The organism is Escherichia sp. E4736 (genome assembly GCF_005781225.1).
Taxonomy (GTDB): domain Bacteria; phylum Pseudomonadota; class Gammaproteobacteria; order Enterobacterales; family Enterobacteriaceae; genus Escherichia.
On record NZ_VATT01000015.1, the window covers coordinates 265,758 to 289,464 of the forward strand.

The following is a 23,707-nucleotide window of genomic DNA, read 5'->3' on the forward strand; positions in this document are numbered from 1 at the left end:
ACACTCTGGAGCAATTTTTATGGTACAAAGTACCAGTTTTTACTGAATCAGTGATACTCCCATGGCTTATAGCATCGATATCATCTCCTGCATTACCGAACGGTTTATGGCGTTAACCGCCACTGAAAAGCGTATCGCACAATTTATTCTTGATGACGTCTCCGCAGCCGTGGAACTGCCAATTGCTGAGCTGGCGCGGTTAACACAAACCAGCCAGGCGTCGGTTACGCGTTTTGCCCGTGCATTGGGTTGCAAAGATGTCCGCGAACTGAAAGTCAAACTGGCGCAGTCACTGGCTATCGGGCAGCGGTTTATTCTCGATGTACCGGATCTTGACGGTGTTCAGGGGATCTACGAATCAATTATCAGCGTGCTGGAAACGCATCGTCGCTCGTTGGATATGAACGCCATCAGCCAGGCGGTCAGTTGGTTAAGCCAGGCGCGGCAAATTCTTGCATTGGGAACGGGCGGCGGTTCTACCATCTGCTCGCAGGAGATCCAGTACCGTCTGTTCCGCCTGGGATTGCCAGTGGTCAGTCAGAACGACTCACTCATGATGAGAATGATGTGCTCTGCGGTTATGCCGCAGGATGTGGTGATTGTACTGTCGCTGGGCGGTTATACACCGGAAATCATCGAAAGTGCCGCAATCGCCCGTCAGTATGGCGCGCGTGTTATTGCCATTACGCCAGCACAAACACCGCTGGCAGAACAGGTGGATCTGGTATTGCCGTTGCTGGTTCAGGAAAGTGATTACATTTTTAAGCCCACCCCTTCCCGTTACGCCATGCTCGCGATGATCGATGTGCTGGCAACAGAGCTGGCTATGGCAAATAAAGCGCAGGCGAAAGATCGCCTGCGGCGGATAAAACTGGCACTAGACAGCCACCGGGGTGGCGCTAACCGCCAGCCACTTGGCGATTAGCACTATTGGTTATGCCTCTTCAGGTTTGGTGATCACGACCCTCTGGTTTTCACGCTCATTGGTGATAATAGCCAGAGCTTCTTCCCGGCTGATCTCGCTTGCTGGCGTTACCAGCGTCACCAGTACGCCAGCGACCAGGCTTCCCAGCACTGACGGAATACACGGGTTACCCCAGTAAGCCAGCCAGTCGGCATTCATCAGCACCACAATTGACATCACCATACCGCTCACTAACGCCGCCAGCGCGCCCTGCCAGTTAAAACGTAGCCAGAAGCGACCGAGAATCGAGCAGATAAACAGCCCGGACATCAGCATCGAAATCATTTTGGTAATGTAGCTGATGATGTCATTAGAGGTCAGAGCAAAGACCAGCGCCAGGCCAATAACAAAGGTCAGCATCCAGCGTGAGTAAGTGATTGCCTTGTTCTCCGGCGGCATTCTGCCGGTAACCATGGTGTAGACGTCGCGCATCATAATCGCCACCGCAGCGATGGCATCAGAGCTGGCGGAAGACATGGTGGCAGAAAGCCCGGCAATCAGTACCACCAGGCCAAGCAATGGCGGCAGAAAACTGGTGGCGAACAAGAAGGCATAGTTACTGTTTTCCAGATTCGGGTTCATGGTGAACGCCGCCATGCCGATAATGGCAGGCAGAATTGAGAAGAACAGATACAACACGCCAGTAATAACAAACGAACGGCGTACAGAGGGAACATCTTTACCCGAGTAAATACGCTGGCGATAAGACGGTGTTGCCAGCACACCTACGCCAATAACCAGCGCCAGCGAAAGCGCAGGTAACACGCCCATTTTATCAATCGCAAACAGGCTCATCGCTTTTGGGTCCATCGCCTGTTCAATCGCACTCCAGCCGCCTACGTGAACAACGGCAAGAATAGCCATCAAAATAAAACCAAAGAACAAAATTAAGGCCTGAATGGTGTCTGTCCACACTACCGCCGAATAACCGCCGATAATAACGTAAATCGCAAAAGCTAAGGCGATAATTAATTTTGCTACAGTAAGATCAATACCTGTTGCCCAGGCAAGATACATACTGCCACCTAAAATATGCGCGCCCAGCCAGCCAATAGAGGCAATAAATATCATCAGACCGACAATATTTTTAATTAAATGACTCCCGCCAGTATAATAAGAGAGTTCTTCACTCATGGTCATAAAACGTAATTTACGTACCGGAGCAAACAGCCACGCCACCAGCAATATACCTACGGCTCCACCGACGCCATAAAGCATTCCGGCCCAGCCATTACTGTAGCCAAAGCCCACTGCGCCCATACTGGAACCCGTGCCGACCATCGTGGCAACGGTTGAGCCCAGCGTCAGAAACAGCGGCAGCGAACGCCCGCCCAGCAGAAAATCTTCTCCGCTTTTCTGATTACGAGAAACAAACCAACCAAGCCAAATCATGGCGATGGCATAAATAATAAAGCCGACTAAAAAGATATGACTGTTCATAATTCACATCCTGCCAGTAGAGAGAAAATAATGTAAGAGTTCCCGGAGTGCTAAATGTATTCAGCACTCAATTGTGGTCTGTTTTTTTAATTCTTAAATTTATTAGCGGGTCGCGTTATAACAGGTCACATCGACTTCGACTTTACAATCGACAACCAGATCAGCCACACAACAAATACGTGCAGGCGGATTTTCGCCAAAAAATTCTCTGAATACTTTATTAAAGGACTGGAAATAGCGGGCGTCGGTCAGGATCACTTTCACGTGAACCACATCCGCCAGGCTATAACCGGCTTCAGTCATGATGTCGACACAGTTTTGGATCGCCAGTCGTGACTGTTCAACGATACCGCCTTCTACCACTTCACCGTTTTTCATGGGTGTTTGCCCGGAGACGTACAGCCAGCCGCCCGCCTCAACCGCCCTGGCAAACGGCAAATGCTGCCCACCAGTGCCTGTTCCACCTTCCGTACCGTAACGTTTAATGCTCATATTCACTCCTTAATGTGAGGTCTGGCGGCGCAGGAAACGGCCCGCACGGCCTGTAATATGTTTATCGCGACCATAGCTCATAACGCCATTTACCATCACCGCTTCAATGCCCTCTGCCGGGCGTTTGGGATCAGAAAAACTGGCAACATCACGAATGGTTTGCGGATCGAACAACACCAGGTCCGCAAAATAGCCGACTTTCACCAGTCCACGCTGGGGCAGACAAAAACGGCTGGCAGAAAGCCCGGTCATTTTGTGGATAGCCGTGGTCAGCGGGAATAAGCCTTCATCACGACAATAGTGACCCAGCACACGAGGGAAAGCGCCCCATAAACGCGGATGCGGCATGGGATCATTGGGCAGGCCATCAGAGCCAATCATACTGACTGGATAACTCAATACTCGGCGGACGTCGCGCTCATCCATGTTGTAATAGATAGCCCCGGCAGGCATTAGCAGCTTCGCGGCCTCCAGCATACTCATCTGCCAGTCGGTGGCGATTTGCGCCAGTGTTTTCCCGGCCTGCTGCGGATGTGTTTGTGACCAGGTGATCACAATATCGAATTCGTCGGTGACTTGTTTGAGATCCAGCGTTGAAGAGCTGGCTGAGTAAGGGTAGACATCGCAGCCAATTTCCTGGTGTTGACGCATTTGGTCAAAAAAGGCCAACGTTTCTTTTGTCCGCCCCCAGTTTTTCGCCCCGGCGCATTTATGGTGAGAAACAACGACAGGCACTTTGCCATGACGCCCAATACGAAACGCCTCATCCAGCGCATCCAGAATCGGTTCGAATTCAGAACGCAGATGAGTGGTATAAACCCCCTTCTCACCGGCTAATTCTTCCGCCAGCGCCATTACCTCTTCGGTAGTCGCCTGAAATGCCGTGGCATAAGCCAGTCCGGAACTTAACCCCAGCGCCCCCTGACTCAACGCCAGACGTAAGTCGGCACGCATAGCGGTAATTTCATCCGCCGTCGCCGGGCGAAACAGGTCGTCCATATGATTATTACGCAGCGCCGTATGACCAATCAGCGTGCCTACGTTCAGTGACGGTCTGGCTGCTTCCACTGCCTGGGCATAGCTTTCAACGGTGGGATAAATAAAGTGCTCCGCTTCCCCCAACAGATTCATCGGGTCAGGGACTTCGCCTTTCATTTTCGCCGACGCTGCACTGATCCCGCAGTTGCCGACAATCACGGTGGTGATCCCCTGGCTGATTTTTGGCAGATATTCCGGGATGCGAATAACGTTGATATCGTCATGGGTATGAACGTCGATAAACCCTGGTGCCAGCACCCGTCCTTCACCGTCAATGACCTGCTGCGCCGTAACGTTAAGCGCAGGGGCTATATAGACAATCCGATCACCTGTTATTGCCACGTCACCGCGAAATTCAGGGCCGCCGCTGCCGTCGATAACCGTCACATTTTTGAATAACCAGTCAACCTGCATGTTCGTCACTCCATTTCTGCAATGGTGATAAGTTAACCATTTACAAGGATGAAAAACAGTGGAAAACTACGCAAAACCCAGATGATTTTCTGATACTTTTATTCATAAATCATAAGATAAATAAACTAAATGTTTATATTTCATTTAGTTAAAAATGATACTCACATCCGATACAGTGAAATCTTTAAAAGGTGAATGTTATGAAATACCACTCGGAGCCGCTGGTTCCCCATAAATCTGCCCTGATGCAAATGCCCGCAAATATCCTTACCGAAGATGTTTGTTTACCTGCCGCGATCATTAAAAAGCAGGCTCTGGAGAACAACATTATGTGGATGCAACGCTATGCTGACGCGCGCGGCGTTTCGCTGGCACCGCACGGTAAAACCACCATGACGCCGTGGATTTTTCAGGCGCAGCAGGCGGCTGGCGCCTGGGCAATAGGTGTCGGTAGCGCGTGGCAGGCTGGTGCGGCAATGGCGAGCGGTATTCAGCGTGTGCTGATGGTTAACCAGTTGGTCGGCAAGGCGAATATGCAGTTGATTGCCCAGTTGCAACGGCATTACCCGAAAGTCGATTTTATCTGCTGTATCGACAGCATTGAGAACGCCCGCGCTTTGTCTGTCTTTTTTGCCAGCCAGCAACAGACGCTGAACGTGATGATTGAGCTGGGGGTTCCCGGCGGGCGCTGTGGTTGCCGCTCAACGGATGCCGCACTGGCACTGGCTAAACAAGCGGCCCAATTACCAGGGCTACGTCTGCGCGGGCTGGAGTTATATGAAGGGGTTTTACACGGTGACGATCCACAACCGCAGGTAGAAGCGCTGCTGCGGGATGCCGCACAACTGGCTTGTGATATGGCAAGTCTGGTTGATGGCGAGTTTATTCTCACCGGAGCAGGCACTGTCTGGTATGACGTGGTGTGCAATATCTGGCTGGCGGCAGAAAAGCCTGATAACTACCGGATCGTCATTCGCCCAGGCTGCTACATCACCCATGACGCAGGGATCTACGACATCGCGCAACAGCAATTGATCGCCCGTGATCCAGTGGCTTGCGATCTGGCAGGCGATCTCACATCTGCACTGGAACTGGTCGCCATGGTGCAATCGGTGCCGGAGGCCGATCGTGCGGTGGCTAATTTTGGTAAGCGTGATTGCGCCTTCGACGCCGGACTGCCGCAACCAGTCGCCCACTATCGCAACGGCAAGCCACTGGCGTTTGATCCTGAGGCTATTCGCAGTGTCGGCATTATGGATCAGCACTGTATGTTGCAACTGTCAGCTAATAGCGACGTGCAGGTGGGGGATATTCTGGTGTTTGGCACTTCCCATCCGTGCCTGACCTTCGACAAATGGAAAACGTTGTTATTGACTGATGACGACTACAACGTACTGGCAGAGCTGGATACGTTGTTTTGATAGCGCAGATGGCGGGATCCTTCCCGCCATTAATTGTATGTATATCCTTTAGTATCTATCAGCTACTTAAGGATCGAATATCGTCATAGAGTGATTGGCTGATCTCTACACCCTGTTGCTCACTGCGCAATCGTGCCTGGTAGCGACGTTCTCCTGGCAGGCGCGCGCCCTGTGCCTGCATCTGACTAAACAGTGTTTCCGCCCTTGCCAGATGCCTCCCGGCATCCTCACCAAGAAAACGCTGCGGATCGAGTGCCAGGATCAACTCTCCTCCATATGGCAAACCACCTGCACCATTATCCCACGCAAGAGACTCAGCACTGGTCATATCGCCAATCAGTGGCCCCGCAATCAGCTCCACCATCGCTGCCAGTGCCGAACCTTTATGACCGCCGAAGGTTAACATTGCTCCGTCCAGCACAGCTTGTGGATCGGTGGTGGCGTTGCCATTGCTGTCGATCCCCCAACCTTCAGGAAGTGATTTCCCGGCTCGCTGATGTAACTGAATCTCCCCGCGTGCCGCCGCACTGGTCGCCATATCAAAAATAAATGGCGGCTGCTTGTCGCGCGGCCAACCAAACGCGATTGGGTTAGTACCAAAAAGAGGTTTGCGCCCCCCTTTCGGCGCAACCCAGGCATGGCTTGGCGTGGTCGCCAGCGCCACCAGTCCGGCTTCAGTCAGCGGTTCAACATCCACAAATAAGGCGGAGTAGTGAACACAATGATTAATCGCCAGTGCTGCAATCCCGCACTGACGCGTTTTCTCGATCAGTAACGGCAGTGCCTGCTGATAAGCCAACAGCGAATAGCCACCTTTGGCATCGGCCTTAACGATTGCCGGAGCCTGAGATTCCACTGTCGGCAGAGCATCGGCAGAGACTTTCCCTTTTCGCAGCGTGTCAACAATCCCCAGCAGTCGCCATAAACCGTGCGAGGCACAACCGTCGCGCTCCCCGGCGGTAACGTTGTTTGCAATCACCACCGCATGTTGCTCACTAAATCCGTTACTGATGAGCGCATGATAGGCTAGTGCGTAAGCCTCTGATAATGAGAGGATTACTCTATCCATTTTCTACTCCTTTATTCTTCTTCATCCCCGTTAAAGTTCGCCCGAGGAAGACAGGTGTATGCGCCCCAGTAATAAATTCCCAACGACATCAGCGCGACGACGATAGTATCCCACGGGTGACCTATAATGCCGCTACCGCCAAAACTACCCAACCAGGAAAACAGCATAATCAGGGCATAGAAGGCAATAAGCCACAATGAAGATTTAATCTGCTGCGCCAGGCTGACATGCTGAACAGGCACTTTCGACTTACAAACCACGTAAACCACAAACATTACGATTTGTAGCCCCAGCAGCCAGGAAAGCGTTCCCCAACCAGACCAAAAAACAATCAGCGCGGAAATCATAAAAGAGAGTGGGCCGAGCACCGCAAAACCACGAACGCGGAACGGGCGCGGCATATCTGGTGCATTACGACGCAGCCCGGCAGCTGTAACTGGCGCGATGGCGTAGCTCAGTACCAGAGCCGCAGAAACCACGCTAATCAATTGCTCCCACGACGGGAACGGCAGCGTCCAGAAGATAGATAAACCAAACGTCAGCCACAGTGCCGGACGTGGAATACCTGACTCCTTATCGATATGAGTAAAGGTTTTAAAGAATGTTCCCGCCTTCGCCCAGCCATAGATCACGCGCGGTGTCGCATTCATGTAAATATTGCCAGTGCCGCTGGGAGACACAATAGCATCACATACCACCATAAATGCCAGCCAGCCCATCCCAAGGGTAATGGCGATATCACGATACGGCAGCGAATAGTTCTTACTGATCTCCGCCCAACCCCCACTTAGCGATTCAGTAGGAATGCTGCCCAAAAAGGCTATCTGCAGCAGAACGTAGATGATGGTCGAAAGAATTACCGAGAGGATCAGCGCAAATGGGATGGTACGTTGCGGATTTTGCGCCTCGCTGGCAACGGAGATAATCGGTGTCAGCCCAAGGTAAGCGAAGATAATCCCACCCGCGCTAATTGCCGCTTCCACTCCTGACATACCAAATGGAGCCATACCCTGTATATGCAGATTCTCCGGTTTGAAGAAGGCAAATAACGTTATTACCACCAGCAACGGCACCAGAAACTTCAGCACACTAATAAAATTGTTCGAGCGGGCGAACGTTTTGACACTGTAGTAGTTCAGGGCAAAAAAGAAGCACAACAGTAAGAACTGCACCACCCAGCCTAACAGCGTCGGGTCACTGCTCCCCGTCTGCGTCAGCGCCGGAAACCAGGCGGCAGCATATTGCCGTGCGGCTACAATCTCAATGGAGATCAGGCTGGAGAAGGCAATCAGGGTAATAAAGCCCAGCAGATAGCCCATCAATTCGCCGTGCGAAAATACCGGGTAACGAATAATACCGCCCGCGCGGGGAAGCGCCGCCCCCAGTTCGCAGTAAATAATCCCCAGTAGCAACACCGCAAAACCGCCAATAACCCAGGAAGCAATCCCAGCTGGGCCAGCGATCGATGCGACATGGCTGGCAGCAAACAGCCAGCCAGAACCAAAAATCGCCCCCAGACCAATAAAGGTCAAGTCGGTGAGCGTTAACTGCTTTTTAAACTTCCCCGACTCAACAACGACGGTTTGCGTGCTTTGGGTAGAAGGAATTGTCATAGTGATGCCCTTCAATGAGTCAACAAGGAGGAAATGGCTTCCCGGGTCCACTGGCCGTTAACCAGGCGCAGCAGGTTTAATGGATTACTGTCCTGCAACGCAGGCGGTAATAGCGCAGCGGGTGCATTTTGCAGGCATACCGGGCGCAGAAAACGAGTAATGGACAGCGTGCCTACGGACGTGCCGCGCGCGTCGGTGGTTGCCGGGAACGGACCACCGTGTACCATGGCATCGCAAACCTCGACGCCGGTGGGATAGCCGTTGAACAATACGCGTCCGGCTTTATCAGCCAACAACGGCAATAAACGACCAGCCAGTTGCCGGTCATCCTCATCCGCCTGAAGTGTGGCAGTAAGTTGCCCTTGCAGAGCGTTAATCACCTGCAACAACTCCGCTTCATCAGCGGCTTCAACCACAATCGCGAGCGGCCCGAACACTTCCTCCTGCAACAGAGGATCTTTTTCAAGTACGCTTGCCACCTGAGCCTGATAGAGACGAGCTTCTGCACGTCCGGTCTGATGATTATCGTCCCCCGCCAAACACTGAATTGTCGGATGTCCTGCCAGTTTCTCTACGCTGTGGCGATAGTGCTCAAGCGTGGAGGCGTTCAGCATGAGTTGCGGTGAGGCGGCATTCACTTTCTCAACCAGTTGCTGCAAAAAGTCCGCGTTTTTCTCCCCCTTCAGCAACACAACCAAGCCTGGTTTAGTGCAGAACTGTCCACATCCCAGCGTGAACGACGCGACTAAATCGCGGGCCAGCGTATCGGCACGTACTGATAGCGCCTGCGGCAGAATGAAAAAGGGATTGAGAGCCGACATTTCGGCAAAAACCGGTATCGGCTGTGGACGCTGTTGGGCCAAACGAAAGAGCGCCATGCCACCACGTAATGAGCCGGTAAAACCCACCGCCTGAATTGCGGGATGTTTCACCAGTTCAGCACCGATATCAGTACCGAAAATCATATTGAATACGCCTGCGGGCATGGCGCATTTAGTCACGGCACGAGCGATCGCTGATGCGATAATTTCTGCCGTTGCCATATGCCCAGGATGCGCTTTCACAACTACCGGGCATCCTGCAGCCAGTGCCGCTGCTGTATCACCACCGGCGGTAGAAAAAGCGAGTGGAAAGTTGCTGGCACCAAATACCGCCACCGGCCCGAGAGCCGTTTTATACTGGCGCAAATCCGGTCGAGGCAAAGGCTGACGCTCCGGCAACGCAGTATCAATTCTTACCTCAAACAGATCGCCCCGACGTAATAACCCGGCAAACATGCGCATCTGCCCGCTGGTTCTTGCCCGCTCTCCCTGTAAACGCGCCAGGGGTAACGCCGTCTCCTGATGTGCCGTAGCGAACAGTTCGTCGCCTGCCGCATCAAGTTCATCGGCGATGGTTTCTAAAAAATCGGCACGTTGCCCGACGCTGGTCTGTGAATAGCGCACAAAAGCCTGCTGCGCCGCAATAGCCGCCTGCGCGGCCTCCTCCGCGGAGGCCGGGTAAAAACGTTGCCCGGTAGGTTCGCCATCCTGCGCTCGCAGGCTGACCAGCGACGGTTCACCGCTGGCAACACGTTGCCCGGCGATGAACTGTTGCCCGGTGAAAGGAAAAGTTTCAGTCATAGTCTCTCCCCACCTCAAAGGCCCACGTCCGGCAGCGCAGGGCGAGTCGCCAGCGCTTTCTCAACTATCGCCACAACCTGGGCACGCGTTTCACCTTCCAGCGCCAGACGCGGCGGGCGAGTAACCTCACTGCCACGCCCCAACAGGGCTTCGCACAGCTTGATACACTGCACCAGGTCAGGGCGCGCATCGAGATGCAGCAGCGGCATAAACCAGCGATACAGCGCCATAGCCTCGTCAAAACGCTGTTGTTTTGCCAAACGGAACAACGTCTCACCTTCGCGTGGGAAGGCGTTTGACATCCCGGAAATCCAGCCTTCAGCGCCCACCGCAATGCTCTCAACCACGACATCATCCAGCCCTGCAAACAGCACAAAGCGATCTCCTACCGCATTGCGAAGATCGATAAAGCGACGAGTATCACCAGAGGAATCTTTAAAGCAGACAATATTTTCGCAATCAGCGAGTGTTTCCAGGATATCAGGGGTGACATCGTTTTTATAAATCGGTGGGTTGTTATAGACCATGATCGGCAGGTCGGTCGCCATTGCCACACTGCGGAAGTGCGCTGCAGTTTCATGAGGCTTAGACGAGTAAACCAAAGCAGGCATCACCATAACGCCATCAACACCGACCTTCTCGGCCTCTTTTGCCATCGTCCGGGCAAAGGCGGTGGTGAACTCAGCAACCCCGGCAATCACCGGAATTTTTCCGCCAGCAGCATCTTTCGCGACTTCGATGATTTGCAGTTTTTCCTGAGTGGTAAGTGACGTGTTTTCTCCTACGCTACCGCACACTACCAGGCCAGAAACCCCGTCTTTAACCAGGTTTTTCATCACCGCATGGGTGGCATCCAAATCAAGTGAGTAATCACTACGGAACTGAGTGCTAACCGCCGGAAAAACGCCACTCCAGTTAATCGCTTTATTGCTCATCTTTGGTTTCCTTATTGTCAACCTGTTGTGTTAATGTGAATTAAAAGTGAATTCCCATTAACAGATTGACCTCTCCTTGCGCTGGCGGCTTGTCGATTTTCTTTCCCCAGGATGACGAAATTAGCACAATGCCCGGTTGCGATTTGTCGTGCTACCCGACCAACGTCATCCGAAAATCACGCGGTGTTGAGCCTGTCATCGCCTTAAATTGACGGCTGAACGCACTGTGGTCGGTATAACCGCACTGCAAAGCGATATCGGTAATCGGCGTAGTTCCGGCAAGCAACTCCGTGGCCTTTTCCAGTCGAACTTTGTGGATCATCTGGCGAGGAGTCAGGTGAAAAATCCGCTTACAGTAGCGTTCAATTTGCGCCACAGACATTCCGCTCATTTCAGTCAACTCTTCCATAGAGATCGCGCGGTGGTAGTGATTGCGAATGTGCTCATCGATGATCGCCAGACGTTGCCAGGCAGGATGACGTGCATGTGCTTCCTGGAGATCATGTGAGATCCCCGCCATTCCAATCACACGCCCCTGCATATCGCGCAGTGCCAGTTTCTGCGTCAGGCACCAGCCGCGTTCGCGCCCGTTATAGAGATGCATCTCCAGTTGATCACGTAACGCAACCCCTTCGCGTAGCACACGCAGATCCTGTTCGGTATATCCTCGTCCCAGTGCAGAAGGGAAAACATCTGCCGATGTCTTCCCCAGTAGCGATGTCACGTTTTTAAACCCGCAGCGTCGCGCCAACGTCATATTGACTAACAGATAACGGGCCTGCACATCCTTAATAAAAAACACCACATTAGGAATGGCGTTAAGAAGTGGCGCAATCAGTGCCAGTGCATTTAACAATGCCTGAATATTTTGTGGACGCTGCCGCGCCAGCCCCTCGCAAATTTGACTAAGTTCATCAACGGCCAGCGCAGTTTCTTCACAAGGGGAAAACTCAATAGTCTGATGACATATGCTGGACATAGCTGTTCCTCATAGCGATTGAGGATGAATGTTTATTAACCTTTAGTTAACATAACAAGTACTGAAAGCGCATTTTGCGATCCTTCCGTGTATTTCCACTTTCCGTTGCTCTCACTACTGACGAACGCTTGTTCTTGGTCTAACACATCACTAACAAGATGATTAATATTAAAAAAGTATGACCGCTCCTGGTGTCGCGAAATAATTCACTGTGCTGATTTCGTCATTTCCCTTGCAGAAACCCTTCAAGCGATAAAGTTGCAATTACGCCAGCATTTAGAAACATTTCGTTAACCACATGGAGCCAAAGCATGCATGTTCCTCACCAAATCACTGAACTCAGGGCTATCGACTCCCATACCGGAGGCGAGCCGACCCGGTTGATTATTGATGGCTTTCCCGATCTCGGTAGCGGCAGCATGGCCGAACGGCGCGAACGTTTTGCCCGGGAATTTGACAGTTGGCGCAAAGCCATAATTCTTGAGCCACGCGGTAACGACGTGCTGGTCGGCGCGCTACTGTGTGAGCCGGTTTCCCCTCATGCCACGGCGGGTGTCATCTTTTTCAATAATGCTGGATACCTGAATATGTGTGGGCACGGCACTATCGGGCTTGTTGCTTCACTGGCCTGGTTAGATCGTATTAAACCAGGCGTTCATCGCATTGAAACCCCTGTTGGAGATGTAAACGCCACATTGCATGACGATGGCAGTGTGTCAGTTGAAAACGTTCCGGCCTGGCGCTGGCAAAAACAGGTAAGTGTGGAAACGGCGGTGGGTACAGTTACAGGTGATATCGCCTGGGGTGGCAACTGGTTTTTTCTTATTAATGATCATCCATTTGATATTGTGCCGGAACAAATCCCGCAGTTAACTGAATACGCCTGGGCGGTACGGGAAGGACTCGATAATGCGGGTATCGTCGGTGAAAATGGTGGCATTATCGATCATATCGAACTTTTTGCCGATGACGATCAGGCGGATAGCCGTAGCTTCGTCCTTTGCCCTGGCAAAGCGTGGGATCGTTCTCCCTGTGGCACAGGTACCAGCGCCAAGTTGGCCTGTCTGGCAGAGGACGGAAAACTCGCCCCCGGCGATATCTGGCGCCAGGCCAGTATTATTGGTAGCCAGTTTACGGCTCACTATACCCGCCATGGCGAGAAGATTATCCCCACCATTCGTGGAGAAGCCTGGGTATGCGGCGACAATCGCCTGCTCCTTAATCCGGACGATCCCTTCTGCTGGGGGATTAGCCTGTGAACAGCACGGAGGTCATTGTCATCGGCGCAGGCATCATCGGGGCCGCCTGCGCATGGCAACTGGCAAAACGAGGGGTGAGAGTCACGTTAATTGACGACGGCCGAGCCGGAGCTACAGCTGCAGGAATGGGGCATCTGGTCTGTATGGATGATGATCCCGCAGAACTGACGCTCTCTGCCTGGTCGCTGGAACTGTGGCGCACGTTGACGCCTCAGTTACCACAAAGCTGTGCCTGGCGCGGCTGTGGCACATTGTGGCTGGCGGAAACACCAGAAGAACTGGAAATTGCCCGAGAGAAGCAGCGACGTCTGGCATCGCAGAAAGTAAACAGCGAAATGCAAAGCACCGCACAATTGGCCGAGCGAGAAGTTATGCTACGCCCGGGGCTATCCGGCGGGTTATGGGTGCCGGGCGATGGCATCGTCTATGCCCCAAACGTTGCCCGTTGGTTTATTGCCAATGCGGGCGATAAGCTGACACATCTGGTTGATCCCGCCATTCGTCTGGAAGAACCAACAGTGACATTACAGAGCGGTCGCCAATTACGCGCCGACGCGATCGTCATCGCCAGTGGTCTGGGGGCCAATACGTTACTGGGGGAGCCATGGCTGCGCGCGAAGAAAGGCCAACTGGCGATTACTGATCGCTATGGCCCACTGGTCAATCACCAACTGGTTGAACTTGGCTACGGCGCCAGTGCTCACGGCGGCGGCACGTCAGTGGCCTTTAATGTGCAGCCTCGTCCCACCGGCCAACTGCTGGTTGGCTCTTCACGTCAGTTCGATAACCTGGATCGCGAACTGGACCTTCCACTCCTGGCCGCGATGCTGTCCAGAGCGCAACACTTTCTGCCGTCTCTGGCAACGCTCAATATTATTCGTTGCTGGAGCGGTTTTCGCGCCGCCTCGCAGGATGGTAATCCCCTTCTCGGTCCGCATCCTTCCCGTGCTGGCGTCTGGCTGGCTCTTGGTCATGAAGGGCTTGGCGTGACCACTGCCCCCGCCAGCGCGTCGCTGTTAGCCGCACAGTTGCTGGGTGAACGCAGCCTCGTATCTCCTGCCCCCTGGCTACCCGCCAGACTTATCTCCCTGGAGGCCAGCGCATGAGTGGCACCATTCGAATTTTTATTGCCGGACAGCCCTGGTTTGTCCCGACGGGTATTAGCGTAGCGGCGGCACTGGCCTTAACTGATAACCCCATTACGCGCCTTTCGGTGAGCGGGCAACCACGTACGCCCTTCTGCGGCATGGGCGTTTGCCAGGAGTGTCGGGTGAGCGTTAATGGTCGTCGGGTACCAGGTTGTCAGACCCTTTGCCAGCCAGACATGCAGATTGAAAGGAGCGGATATGCAGACCTTACAGTGTGACATTTTAATTCTCGGTGCAGGCCCGGCGGGGCTATCAGCTGCTCTGGCCGCAGCAAAGTGCGATAAGCAGGTCATCATTCTTGATGATAATCCGCGTCCTGGCGGTCAAATCTGGCGCGATGGCCCACAAAGTCAGCTTCCTCCACTGGCCCGCCATTACCGCGATGCCGTTGCCAACGAATCGCGGATTCGTGTGCTCAACGGAGCGAGGTTAATCGCCCGCCGCAGCGAAAATTGTGTACTGTTCGAAACTGCAGAAGACTACGGCACAGTAAGCTGGAATAAGCTGATTCTCTGCTGCGGTGCTCGTGAACTTGCATTACCGTTTCCAGGCTGGACGCTGCCCGGTGTCAGTGGCGCGGGTGGGTTACAGGCACAAGTGAAACAGGGGCTGCACATGGCGAATCAAAAAGTGGTTATTGCCGGAAGCGGGCCACTATTACTGGCCGTTGCTGACAACGTTCGCCGTGCCGGAGGCGAAGTGGTGGCGATTGTGGAACAAGCCCCACGCGCAGCGCTATTGCGCTTTGGCCTCGGGCTATGGCGTTGGCCGGGTAAGCTGCGCCAACTGGCGACACTATTTCCTCGTCGTTATCTCAGTGCAAGCCAGGTTATCGCTGCTCACGGCGACGCCACATTGCGTGCTGTCACCCTCCGACACAATGGTAGGGAAATCACACTGCCATGCGACAAATTGGCTATTGGCTATGGTCTGGTGCCTAATCTTGAACCAGGGTTGTTCTTCAATTGTGTCATCAGCAATGATGCCGTGCAGGTGGATGAACTTCAGCGAACCTCGGTTAAAAACATCTATGCAGCCGGTGAATGTACTGGATTTGGTGGCAGTGAACTGGCGCTGATAGAAGGTGAGATAGCCGGACTTTGTGCGGCCGATCGCGCCCATGAAACCAGGTTTCTGCAACAAAAACGTGCCGGGTGGCAGCGCTTCGCCCTTGCACTTCATAAAACCTTTGCCCTGCCCGAAAGTCTCAAGCGCGTTGCGACACCAGAAACGCTGCTTTGCCGCTGCGAAGACATTCGCTGTAGCGATGTAGAGCAAGCACAAAGCTGGCTGCAGGCCAAATTAACGACCCGCTGCGGCATGGGAGCCTGCCAGGGGAGAACCTGCGCCGCTACCGCTCGATGGTTGTACGGCTGGCCATTACCGCAACCGCGAGAACCCCTTTCCCCCTCTCGCAGCGAAACGTTAATTGCCCTGGCGCACCAGCCACCTTCACCACATTAAATCCCTGATAAGGATTTGACGTTAATGGCTTATCCGGTCTGGTAAATCTTACAAATTCAATACATTGCAGAATCTATCCAGGCCAGATAAGCGTGGCGCATCTGGCAATTATTGAGGCGCAAACGAGAAATCTATCCAGGCAAAAAAATTCGTGATCTCAATCACATATTCACCTAATGAATAATTCTTGCCCAACCGCTCACCGCCATTCCTGACCGCTTACGTCCCTAATATAACCACTCAGTTATTTACCTTACTTTACGCGCGCGTAACTCTGGCAACATCACTGCAGGATAGCGGTCAATTTACCTCCTCAAACGCAACGCAAACCTAGAACGGCTTCGGCCTATGATTAACAAATTACTCTATGGATTTTGGTTTGCAGGAAGGCAGCCAGTGAGTGAATCTCCTGTCACTTACAAAAGTAAGTGACAGAGGTGAACGAACGCAGCTGCCGCACCCGTAAGCCAAAAGACGACGAGTAAAATGCCAGGTTTTACTATGGATACGAAAAAACTATTCAAGCACATACCCTGGGTGATTCTCGGAATCATCGGTGCATTCTGCCTCGCGGTAGTTGCATTACGTCGGGGGGAGCACGTCAGCGCCCTGTGGATCGTGGTCGCCTCTGTGTCGGTGTATCTGGTGGCGTATCGCTACTACAGTCTGTACATCGCCCAGAAGGTGATGAAACTCGACCCCACGCGCGCGACGCCTGCGGTTATTAACAACGACGGTCTGAACTACGTTCCGACCAACCGTTACGTGTTGTTTGGTCACCACTTCGCCGCTATCGCCGGTGCTGGTCCGCTGGTCGGTCCGGTTCTCGCCGCGCAGATGGGCTACCTGCCTGGCACGCTGTGGCTGCTGGCGGGGGTCGTGCTGGCCGGTGCGGTACAGGACTTTATGGTGCTGTTTATCTCCTCTCGCCGTAACGGCGCATCTCTTGGTGAGATGATCAAAGAAGAGATGGGGCCAGTACCGGGGACTATCGCGCTGTTTGGCTGTTTCTTAATCATGATCATCATCCTCGCCGTCCTGGCGCTGATTGTGGTTAAAGCCCTGGCCGAAAGTCCGTGGGGTGTCTTCACCGTTTGCTCAACCGTACCGATTGCGCTGTTTATGGGTATCTACATGCGCTTTATCCGTCCGGGGCGTGTGGGTGAAGTCTCTGTTATTGGTATCGTGCTGCTGGTTGCCTCTATCTACTTCGGTGGCGTGATTGCTCACGATCCGTACTGGGGTCCGGCACTGACCTTTAAAGACACCACCATTACCTTTGCGCTGATTGGCTATGCGTTTGTTTCCGCACTGCTGCCGGTGTGGCTGATCCTCGCACCGCGCGACTATCTGGCAACCTTCCTGAAAATCGGCGTTATCGTCGGCCTGGCGCTGGGTATCGTGGTGCTGAACCCGGAACTGAAAATGCCTGCGATGACCCAGTATATTGACGGTACTGGCCCGCTGTGGAAAGGCGCTCTGTTCCCGTTCCTGTTCATCACCATCGCCTGTGGTGCGGTATCTGGCTTCCACGCGCTGATCTCTTCCGGTACGACGCCGAAACTGCTGGCTAATGAAACCGACGCGCGTTTCATTGGCTATGGCGCAATGCTGATGGAGTCCTTCGTGGCGATTATGGCGCTGGTTGCTGCGTCCATCATCGAACCGGGTCTTTACTTCGCGATGAACACACCGCCTGCGGGCCTTGGCATCACCATGCCTAACCTGCATGAAATGGGTGGCGAGAACGCGCCGATCATCATGGCGCAGCTGAAAGACGTTACCGCACACGCGGCAGCGACTGTCAGCTCCTGGGGCTTCGTGATTTCGCCAGAGCAGATCCTGCAAACCGCGAAAGACATTGGTGAGCCTTCTGTCCTGAACCGTGCAGGTGGTGCGCCGACGCTGGCGGTAGGTATCGCTCACGTGTTCCACAAAGTGCTGCCGATGGCTGACATGGGCTTCTGGTATCACTTCGGTATTCTGTTCGAAGCCCTGTTCATCCTGACCGCGCTGGATGCGGGTACCCGTTCTGGCCGCTTTATGCTGCAAGACCTGCTGGGTAACTTCATCCCGTTCCTGAAAAAAACCGACTCTCTGGTTGCCGGTATCATCGGTACTGCGGGCTGTGTGGGTCTGTGGGGCTACCTGCTGTATCAGGGCGTGGTCGATCCGCTGGGCGGCGTTAAGAGCCTGTGGCCGCTGTTCGGTATCTCCAACCAGATGCTGGCAGCCGTAGCGCTGGTACTGGGCACCGTTGTGCTGATTAAGATGAAGCGCACCCAATACATCTGGGTAACTGTTGTTCCGGCTGTATGGCTGCTTATCTGCACCACCTGGGCGCTGGGTCTGAAACTGTTCAGCACCAACCCGCAGATGGAAGGCTTCTTCTACATGGCAAGCCAGTACAAAGAGAAGATTGCTAACGGTACTGACCTGACGGCGCAGCAGATTGCCAACATGAACCACATCGTTGTGAACAACTACACCAACGCAGGCCTGAGTATTCTGTTTCTGATTGTGGTGTACAGCATCATCTTCTACGGTTTCAAAACCTGGCTGAAGGTGCGTAACAGCGACAAACGTACTGACAAAGAAACTCCGTACGTTCCAATCCCGGAAGGCGGCGTGAAGATCTCTTCGCACCACTAACCGGTTGCCGGATGCGCTGCGCGTATCCGGCCTACAAAGTGTCTATCGTAGGCCGGATAAGGCGTTTACGCCGCATCCGGCAAATCCCCAGCCCGGACCTTCCGGGCTTTACGCATATCTGGAAGGCAAAATGTTTGGTAACTTAGGACAGGCAAAAAAATATCTCGGCCAGGCGGCGAAGATGTTGATTGGCATTCCAGACTACGACAACTACGTCGAGCATATGAAGACCAACCATCCCGACAAGCCGTACATGAGCTATGAAGAATTCTTCCGCGAACGCCAGAACGCGCGCTACGGCGGCGATGGTAAAGGCGGTATGCGCTGTTGTTAATGGAGAGAGCATGAACCCGATTGCAGTTACCCTACTCACCGGTTTTTTAGGCGCGGGCAAAACCACCCTGCTGCGCCATATTCTTAACGAACAACACGGCTACAAGATTGCCGTGATTGAAAACGAATTCGGCGAAGTCTCCGTTGATGATCAACTGATTGGCGACCGCGCCACGCAGATCAAAACGCTGACCAACGGCTGCATCTGTTGTTCGCGCTCCAACGAGCTGGAGGACGCGCTACTCGACCTGCTGGACAATCTCGACAAGGGCAATATTCAGTTCGACCGTCTGGTTATTGAATGCACCGGCATGGCCGATCCCGGCCCGATTATTCAGACCTTTTTCTCCCATGAGATTTTATGCCAGCGCTACCTGCTGGACGGCGTGATTGCGCTGGTGGATGCGGTACATGCCGATGAGCAGATGAACCAGTTCACCATCGCCCAGTCACAGGTTGGCTACGCCGACCGTATTCTGCTGACGAAAACCGACGTCGCAGGCGAAGCAGAGAAACTGCGTGAACGTCTGGCACGAATCAACGCCCGCGCACCGGTCTACACTGTCACCCACGGCGACATCGACCTGGGGCTGCTGTTCAACACCAACGGTTTTATGCTGGAAGAGAACGTCGTCAGCACCAAGCCACGTTTTCACTTTATCGCGGACAAACAAAACGATATTTCGTCGATTGTGGTGGAACTGGATTACCCGGTAGATATCAGCGAAGTTTCCCGCGTGATGGAAAACCTGCTGCTGGAATCGGCAGATAAACTGCTGCGTTACAAAGGGATGCTGTGGATTGACGGCGAACCTAACCGCCTGCTGTTCCAGGGCGTCCAACGCCTCTACAGCGCCGACTGGGACCGCCCGTGGGGCGATGAAAAACCGCATAGCACGATGGTGTTTATCGGGATTCAGCTGCCGGAGGAAGAGATTCGGGCAGCGTTTGCGGGGTTGAGGAAGTAATCGTGAAAGGTTGAGTGTAAAGCAGCTCAATGCCCCATTTAGCAGTGAGGGGGGAAACAGAACGACGTGCTCCCCTCCGCTAAGTTTTATTGCGCGTGAATACCTGGATCTGGCAAAAAATTGCCGCGTTTGGCGTCAGACCATGCTTCGCTACCAGAAGCAGGAATGTCGCTGTAATCAATGTCTTCATCGGATTTATTAACCAAAACCATGAGTTCAGCTTCTTGCTGCACATCAAGTGTGTAGAGTGTGCCCCGTTTATGTTTAACCATGCTCATTTATGACCAGAACCTTTACTATATAATTTATAAAGATATCTTATTTCAGCCATCCAGGCACGTTATATTCTGAGACATTCTCAATGGAATATGCATCTCTCCTGTCAGAACCTTTCTTACATTTCAACTCATCAAAACCCCATTTACCCTCTCTATTGGAATAAAATACAGTATATTTATCAGTATTAAAACCGAAATACCTTTCATTCGGATGTGAAATATTCAATTCTCCACATTTAACCTGACTGCGCCATTCAAAATCAATGGTGCTTTTTAAAACGTAGTACGAAATACCTTCTACATTTTTTGAAGCAAAAGCCACTAAAAAAGTAGATACTACAAATGCTCCGGCAAGTATAAACAACCTATACACACTTAATTTAGTCCCCAGAGTTAAAAAAGCAAAATAGATAATAAGTTGCATTAACATGAAGAAAAGCAACATAAAAACCATCCCTTTCCAGAAATACTCAACCCATGGAGTTAGCGTAATGTTTAGATTACTCAAACTTAAAAATAAACTGGAAGCATAACTACTTGTGAATAAATATATAATTGGCATGACAGCTATAGTCATAGACCTAATAATCATTAATTTTTTATTTTCTTTAAACTCTAACTCTAATATAATAAAAATACCTCCCAGAAAAACAAATACTGAAAAAGCACTAAAAATATATACAGAGGCACTGACTGGAAAAATATTAATTGAAAGCACAAAAAACAAAAATATAAACCATGCAATAAGTGAACACCAGGCAGCACAACTATTCAACCTGCTTTTATTGCTGAACTTAACAAAATACCCCATATATTCTGTAATGCGATTTTCTTCCACTAATGCATAAAGAAGAATACCAACAAAGTACAGAGATAAAATAATATCTTTCCACAGATATTTATAAGGGAGAAGTATAAAACCAAGGAGTAGATAAATTAGCAGAATGACATCTAATGCCTTAGTACAAAAATATTGTTTCACTCCTTGCAAGAACCGAACATTCTCCATATGAATCCTTATCCAGCTATTGATGAAACTCAAGAATACCTTTAAAACAGTGACTTAACGCTGATAATACTCTTTGAACAGATGAATTCATCTATTTTTCTGTGTAGAATTTGCGCATCGCATTTAGATGAGAACACCCCATGGCGGAACTGAACCTAAGTAACCTGACGGAAGCAGACATCATTACCAAATGCGTTATGCCAGCCATTCTCAATGCAGGCTGGGACAACACAACGCAAATCAGACAGGAGGTCAAACTCCGGGACGGTAAAGTCATCGTACGTGGTAAAGTTGCGGCACGCAGAACGGTAAAATCTGCTGACATCGTGCTGTATCACAAACCAGGCATTCCCTTAGCCGTGATTGAAGCAAAAGCCAACAAACATGAAATTGGCAAAGGGATGCAACAGGGCATTGAATATGCGCGCCTGCTGGACGTTCCTTTTGTTTTTGCCACCAACGGTGATGGCTTTATCTTCCGCGATACCACCGCAGCTGAAGGTGAATGCCTTGAAAAGCAAATAACACTGGATGACTTCCCCTCCCCCGCTGAACTCTGGCAAAAATTCTGCCTCTGGAAAGGATACACACAAGATCAGCTTCCGGTGATTACTCAGGACTATTACGACGATGGCAGCGGTAAATCGCCACGTTATTACCAGCTTCAGGCAATCAACAAAACCATTGACGCCGTCTCCAACGGGCAAAACCGCGTTCTGCTGGTCATGGCGACCGGAACAGGGAAAACCTATACCGCATTCCAGATCATCTGGCGCCTGTGGAAATCAAAAAATAAAAAACGCATTTTGTTCCTTGCCGATCGCAACATTCTGGTCGACCAAACCAAAAATAATGATTTCCAGCCATTTGGTACGGCAATGACCAAAGTCAGCGGACGCACCATTGATCCCGCTTATGAAATTCACCTCGCGCTCTATCAGGCTATAACTGGCCCGGAGGAAGACCAAAAAGCGTTTAAACAAGTCGCACCAGATTTCTTCGATCTGATCGTGATCGACGAATGCCATCGCGGCAGCGCATCCGAAGACAGCGCCTGGCGAGAGATCCTTGATTATTTCAGTTCCGCCACCCAAATTGGCTTAACCGCCACGCCAAAAGAGACGCATGAAGTCTCCAGCACGGATTACTTCGGCGATCCGGTTTACGTCTACTCGCTAAAAGAAGGGATCGAAGACGGCTTCCTCGCCCCTTATAAAGTTGTCCGTGTTGATATTGATGTTGATCTGCAAGGCTGGCGCCCAACCAAAGGGCAAACTGACTTAAACGGCGAAGTGATCGACGATCGTATCTATAACCAGAAAGATTTCGATCGCACGATGGTAATCGACGAACGCACAGAACTGGTTGCCAGAACCATTACCGACTACCTCAAGCGCACCAATCCGATGGATAAAACCATCGTCTTCTGTAACGACATCGATCATGCAGAACGTATGCGCCGCGCCCTGGTTAATCTCAACCCGGAGCAGGTGAAAAAGAACGACAAATACGTCATGAAAATCACCGGCGATGATGAGATTGGCAAAGCTCAGTTGGATAACTTCATCAACCCGAAAAAACCGTACCCGGTTATCGCGACCACTTCAGAGCTGATGACCACTGGTGTGGATGCTAAAACCTGCAAACTGGTAGTACTGGACCAGAACATCCAGTCGATGACCAAATTCAAGCAAATTATCGGTCGTGGTACACGCATCGACGAACGTTACGGCAAACTCTGGTTTACCATCCTCGACTTTAAAAAAGCCACCGAACTGTTTGCCGATGAGCGTTTCGATGGCATTCCCGAAAAAGTCATGGATACCACACCAGAGGATATCGCCGATCCAGAATCTGATTTTGAAGAGAAACTCGAAGAAATCAGCGAACATGACGACGAACAGGTAACAGGCGTTGATGAACCGCCTGCGCCACCATACCAGGTTACCGATACCGATGATGTCGGCCCACTTCCGGAAGAAGACGAGAAGAAAATCCGCAAGTTTCACGTCAACGGTGTAGCGGTGGGCGTTATTGCCCAGCGTGTTCAGTATTACGACGCCGACGGTAAACTGGTTACCGAATCCTTTAAAGATTACACCCGCAAAACACTGCTCAAAGAATATGCCTCGCTGGATGACTTTACCCGCAAGTGGCAGGACGCCGATCGCAAAGAAGCGATCATTCACGAGCTGGAGCAACAGGGGATCATCTGGGAAGTACTGGCAGAAGAAGTCGGTAAAGATCTCGACCCGTTCGACATGCTTTGCCACGTAGTGTATGGTCAGCCGCCGTTAACCCGCAAAGAGCGCGCCGAGAACGTGCGCAAGCGTAACTACTTCACAAAATACTCTGAAGCAGCGCAAGCCGTGCTCGATAATCTGCTGGATAAATACGCCGATGCGGGCGTACAGGAGATCGAAAGTATTCAGGTGCTGAAACTTAAACCATTCGATAGCATGGGCACCTTACCGGAGATTATTAAAACCGGATTTGGCGATCGTAACGGGTATAATCAGGCGCTCAGCGAGCTGGAAAACGAAATCTACCAATTACCGCCCCGCTCTGCTTAACAACTCTCTTTTGTGCCTTCTGCAACCAACATGTTG

Annotated in this window: 20 protein-coding genes; 10 read left to right on the forward strand and 10 right to left on the reverse strand. The window is 51.9% G+C overall.

Annotation, left to right across the window (positions count from 1 at the left end):
• Positions 1-61 precede the first annotated feature (61 nt).
• The gene (locus FEK46_RS12470) at positions 62-925 is read left to right on the forward strand and encodes a MurR/RpiR family transcriptional regulator (RefSeq protein WP_064530245.1); all 864 of its coding nucleotides are present in this window, start codon (positions 62-64) and stop codon (positions 923-925) included.
• A 9-nt stretch (positions 926-934) separates the two neighbouring features.
• Here FEK46_RS12470 and FEK46_RS12475 read toward each other — a convergent pair whose 3' ends face one another.
• The 3 genes from FEK46_RS12475 to FEK46_RS12485 all read right to left on the reverse strand — a co-directional run bounded on the left by FEK46_RS12475 (position 935) and on the right by FEK46_RS12485 (position 4,348).
• Positions 935-2,404, reverse strand: coding sequence for a sodium:solute symporter family protein (locus tag FEK46_RS12475; RefSeq protein ID WP_130204748.1), 1,470 nt, complete (start codon positions 2,402-2,404; stop codon positions 935-937).
• 102 nt (positions 2,405-2,506) lie between these two features.
• Positions 2,507-2,896: a RidA family protein gene (locus tag FEK46_RS12480; RefSeq protein ID WP_000023754.1), complete on the reverse strand. Its 390-nt coding sequence runs from the start codon at positions 2,894-2,896 to the stop codon at positions 2,507-2,509.
• A 9-nt stretch (positions 2,897-2,905) separates the two neighbouring features.
• On the reverse strand, positions 2,906-4,348 hold the full coding sequence (locus tag FEK46_RS12485) for a D-aminoacylase (protein WP_135560110.1): 1,443 nt from the start codon (positions 4,346-4,348) through the stop codon (positions 2,906-2,908).
• Positions 4,349-4,548: 200 nt separating this feature from the next.
• Here FEK46_RS12485 and FEK46_RS12490 point away from each other — a divergent pair, with 200 nt between their 5' ends.
• Positions 4,549-5,769: an amino acid deaminase gene (locus tag FEK46_RS12490; RefSeq protein ID WP_135560111.1), complete on the forward strand. Its 1,221-nt coding sequence runs from the start codon at positions 4,549-4,551 to the stop codon at positions 5,767-5,769.
• A 58-nt stretch (positions 5,770-5,827) separates the two neighbouring features.
• Here the strand turns inward: FEK46_RS12490 and FEK46_RS12495 are convergent, their stop codons facing one another.
• From FEK46_RS12495 to FEK46_RS12515, 5 genes are all read right to left on the reverse strand, one after another.
• Complete coding sequence (locus tag FEK46_RS12495) at positions 5,828-6,838, reverse strand: Ldh family oxidoreductase (protein WP_135560112.1); 1,011 nt, start codon at positions 6,836-6,838, stop codon at positions 5,828-5,830.
• An 11-nt stretch (positions 6,839-6,849) separates the two neighbouring features.
• Positions 6,850-8,451, reverse strand: a complete 1,602-nt coding sequence (locus tag FEK46_RS12500) for an APC family permease (RefSeq protein ID WP_130204740.1) — start codon at positions 8,449-8,451, stop codon at positions 6,850-6,852.
• Between the two features lie 11 nt (positions 8,452-8,462).
• Positions 8,463-10,073 (reverse strand): aldehyde dehydrogenase (NADP(+)), encoded by a 1,611-nt coding sequence (locus FEK46_RS12505; protein ID WP_135490741.1) that lies wholly within the window; start codon positions 10,071-10,073, stop codon positions 8,463-8,465.
• 14 nt (positions 10,074-10,087) lie between these two features.
• Positions 10,088-11,008 (reverse strand): dihydrodipicolinate synthase family protein, encoded by a 921-nt coding sequence (locus FEK46_RS12510; RefSeq protein ID WP_130204736.1) that lies wholly within the window; start codon positions 11,006-11,008, stop codon positions 10,088-10,090.
• A gap of 151 nt (positions 11,009-11,159) precedes the next feature.
• A complete protein-coding gene (locus tag FEK46_RS12515) occupies positions 11,160-11,987 on the reverse strand; it encodes an AraC family transcriptional regulator (RefSeq protein ID WP_130221703.1) in 828 nt (275 codons plus the stop codon).
• Positions 11,988-12,298: 311 nt separating this feature from the next.
• Between FEK46_RS12515 and FEK46_RS12520 the strand changes: the two genes are divergently transcribed.
• From FEK46_RS12520 to yjiA, 7 genes are all read left to right on the forward strand, one after another.
• Positions 12,299-13,246, forward strand: coding sequence for a 4-hydroxyproline epimerase (locus tag FEK46_RS12520; protein ID WP_130259570.1), 948 nt, complete (start codon positions 12,299-12,301; stop codon positions 13,244-13,246).
• A complete protein-coding gene (locus tag FEK46_RS12525) occupies positions 13,243-14,352 on the forward strand; it encodes an FAD-dependent oxidoreductase (protein WP_130259569.1) in 1,110 nt (369 codons plus the stop codon). Before FEK46_RS12520 ends, FEK46_RS12525 begins: the two co-directional genes overlap by 4 nt.
• Positions 14,349-14,612, forward strand: a complete 264-nt coding sequence (locus tag FEK46_RS12530; protein WP_000017085.1) for a (2Fe-2S)-binding protein — start codon at positions 14,349-14,351, stop codon at positions 14,610-14,612. The genes FEK46_RS12525 and FEK46_RS12530 overlap by 4 nt, the downstream gene beginning before the upstream one ends.
• Positions 14,593-15,858, forward strand: a complete 1,266-nt coding sequence (locus tag FEK46_RS12535; protein ID WP_130259568.1) for an FAD/NAD(P)-binding oxidoreductase — start codon at positions 14,593-14,595, stop codon at positions 15,856-15,858. Before FEK46_RS12530 ends, FEK46_RS12535 begins: the two co-directional genes overlap by 20 nt.
• A gap of 501 nt (positions 15,859-16,359) precedes the next feature.
• Positions 16,360-18,510: a pyruvate/proton symporter BtsT gene (gene btsT / locus FEK46_RS12540; protein ID WP_001309197.1), complete on the forward strand. Its 2,151-nt coding sequence runs from the start codon at positions 16,360-16,362 to the stop codon at positions 18,508-18,510.
• 130 nt (positions 18,511-18,640) lie between these two features.
• Positions 18,641-18,844, forward strand: a complete 204-nt coding sequence (locus tag FEK46_RS12545; protein ID WP_000467859.1) for a YbdD/YjiX family protein — start codon at positions 18,641-18,643, stop codon at positions 18,842-18,844.
• Positions 18,845-18,854: 10 nt separating this feature from the next.
• Positions 18,855-19,811, forward strand: a complete 957-nt coding sequence (yjiA, locus tag FEK46_RS12550; protein WP_001297640.1) for a GTPase — start codon at positions 18,855-18,857, stop codon at positions 19,809-19,811.
• Between the two features lie 86 nt (positions 19,812-19,897).
• On the opposite strand, the gene FEK46_RS12555 is transcribed toward yjiA, so the two are convergent.
• Together FEK46_RS12555 and FEK46_RS12560 are read right to left on the reverse strand one after the other, a co-directional pair.
• Positions 19,898-20,089 carry an antitoxin gene (locus FEK46_RS12555; protein ID WP_135560113.1) on the reverse strand — a complete coding sequence of 64 codons (192 nt, stop codon included), beginning with the start codon at positions 20,087-20,089 and terminating at the stop codon, positions 19,898-19,900.
• Between the two features lie 40 nt (positions 20,090-20,129).
• Positions 20,130-21,098, reverse strand: a complete 969-nt coding sequence (locus FEK46_RS12560; protein WP_135560114.1) for a hypothetical protein — start codon at positions 21,096-21,098, stop codon at positions 20,130-20,132.
• A 140-nt stretch (positions 21,099-21,238) separates the two neighbouring features.
• Here FEK46_RS12560 and FEK46_RS12565 point away from each other — a divergent pair, with 140 nt between their 5' ends.
• A complete protein-coding gene (locus FEK46_RS12565; RefSeq protein ID WP_135560115.1) occupies positions 21,239-23,671 on the forward strand; it encodes a DEAD/DEAH box helicase family protein in 2,433 nt (810 codons plus the stop codon).
• Positions 23,672-23,707 lie beyond the last annotated feature (36 nt).

Coding starts and splice junctions, on each gene's coding strand:
- FEK46_RS12480 (WP_000023754.1), bottom strand. CDS start 2,896: ATGAGCATTAAACGTTACGGTACGGAAGGTGGAACAGGCACTGGTGGG.
- FEK46_RS12515 (WP_130221703.1), bottom strand. CDS start 11,987: ATGTCCAGCATATGTCATCAGACTATTGAGTTTTCCCCTTGTGAAGAA.
- FEK46_RS12560 (WP_135560114.1), bottom strand. CDS start 21,098: ATGGAGAATGTTCGGTTCTTGCAAGGAGTGAAACAATATTTTTGTACT.
- FEK46_RS12470 (WP_064530245.1), top strand. CDS start 62: ATGGCTTATAGCATCGATATCATCTCCTGCATTACCGAACGGTTTATG.
- FEK46_RS12545 (WP_000467859.1), top strand. CDS start 18,641: ATGTTTGGTAACTTAGGACAGGCAAAAAAATATCTCGGCCAGGCGGCG.
- FEK46_RS12485 (WP_135560110.1), bottom strand. CDS start 4,348: ATGCAGGTTGACTGGTTATTCAAAAATGTGACGGTTATCGACGGCAGC.
- FEK46_RS12510 (WP_130204736.1), bottom strand. CDS start 11,008: ATGAGCAATAAAGCGATTAACTGGAGTGGCGTTTTTCCGGCGGTTAGC.
- FEK46_RS12555 (WP_135560113.1), bottom strand. CDS start 20,089: ATGAGCATGGTTAAACATAAACGGGGCACACTCTACACACTTGATGTG.
- FEK46_RS12500 (WP_130204740.1), bottom strand. CDS start 8,451: ATGACAATTCCTTCTACCCAAAGCACGCAAACCGTCGTTGTTGAGTCG.
- FEK46_RS12505 (WP_135490741.1), bottom strand. CDS start 10,073: ATGACTGAAACTTTTCCTTTCACCGGGCAACAGTTCATCGCCGGGCAA.
- FEK46_RS12530 (WP_000017085.1), top strand. CDS start 14,349: ATGAGTGGCACCATTCGAATTTTTATTGCCGGACAGCCCTGGTTTGTC.
- FEK46_RS12520 (WP_130259570.1), top strand. CDS start 12,299: ATGCATGTTCCTCACCAAATCACTGAACTCAGGGCTATCGACTCCCAT.
- FEK46_RS12565 (WP_135560115.1), top strand. CDS start 21,239: ATGGCGGAACTGAACCTAAGTAACCTGACGGAAGCAGACATCATTACC.
- btsT (WP_001309197.1), top strand. CDS start 16,360: ATGGATACGAAAAAACTATTCAAGCACATACCCTGGGTGATTCTCGGA.
- FEK46_RS12495 (WP_135560112.1), bottom strand. CDS start 6,838: ATGGATAGAGTAATCCTCTCATTATCAGAGGCTTACGCACTAGCCTAT.
- FEK46_RS12475 (WP_130204748.1), bottom strand. CDS start 2,404: ATGAACAGTCATATCTTTTTAGTCGGCTTTATTATTTATGCCATCGCC.
- FEK46_RS12535 (WP_130259568.1), top strand. CDS start 14,593: ATGCAGACCTTACAGTGTGACATTTTAATTCTCGGTGCAGGCCCGGCG.
- yjiA (WP_001297640.1), top strand. CDS start 18,855: ATGAACCCGATTGCAGTTACCCTACTCACCGGTTTTTTAGGCGCGGGC.
- FEK46_RS12490 (WP_135560111.1), top strand. CDS start 4,549: ATGAAATACCACTCGGAGCCGCTGGTTCCCCATAAATCTGCCCTGATG.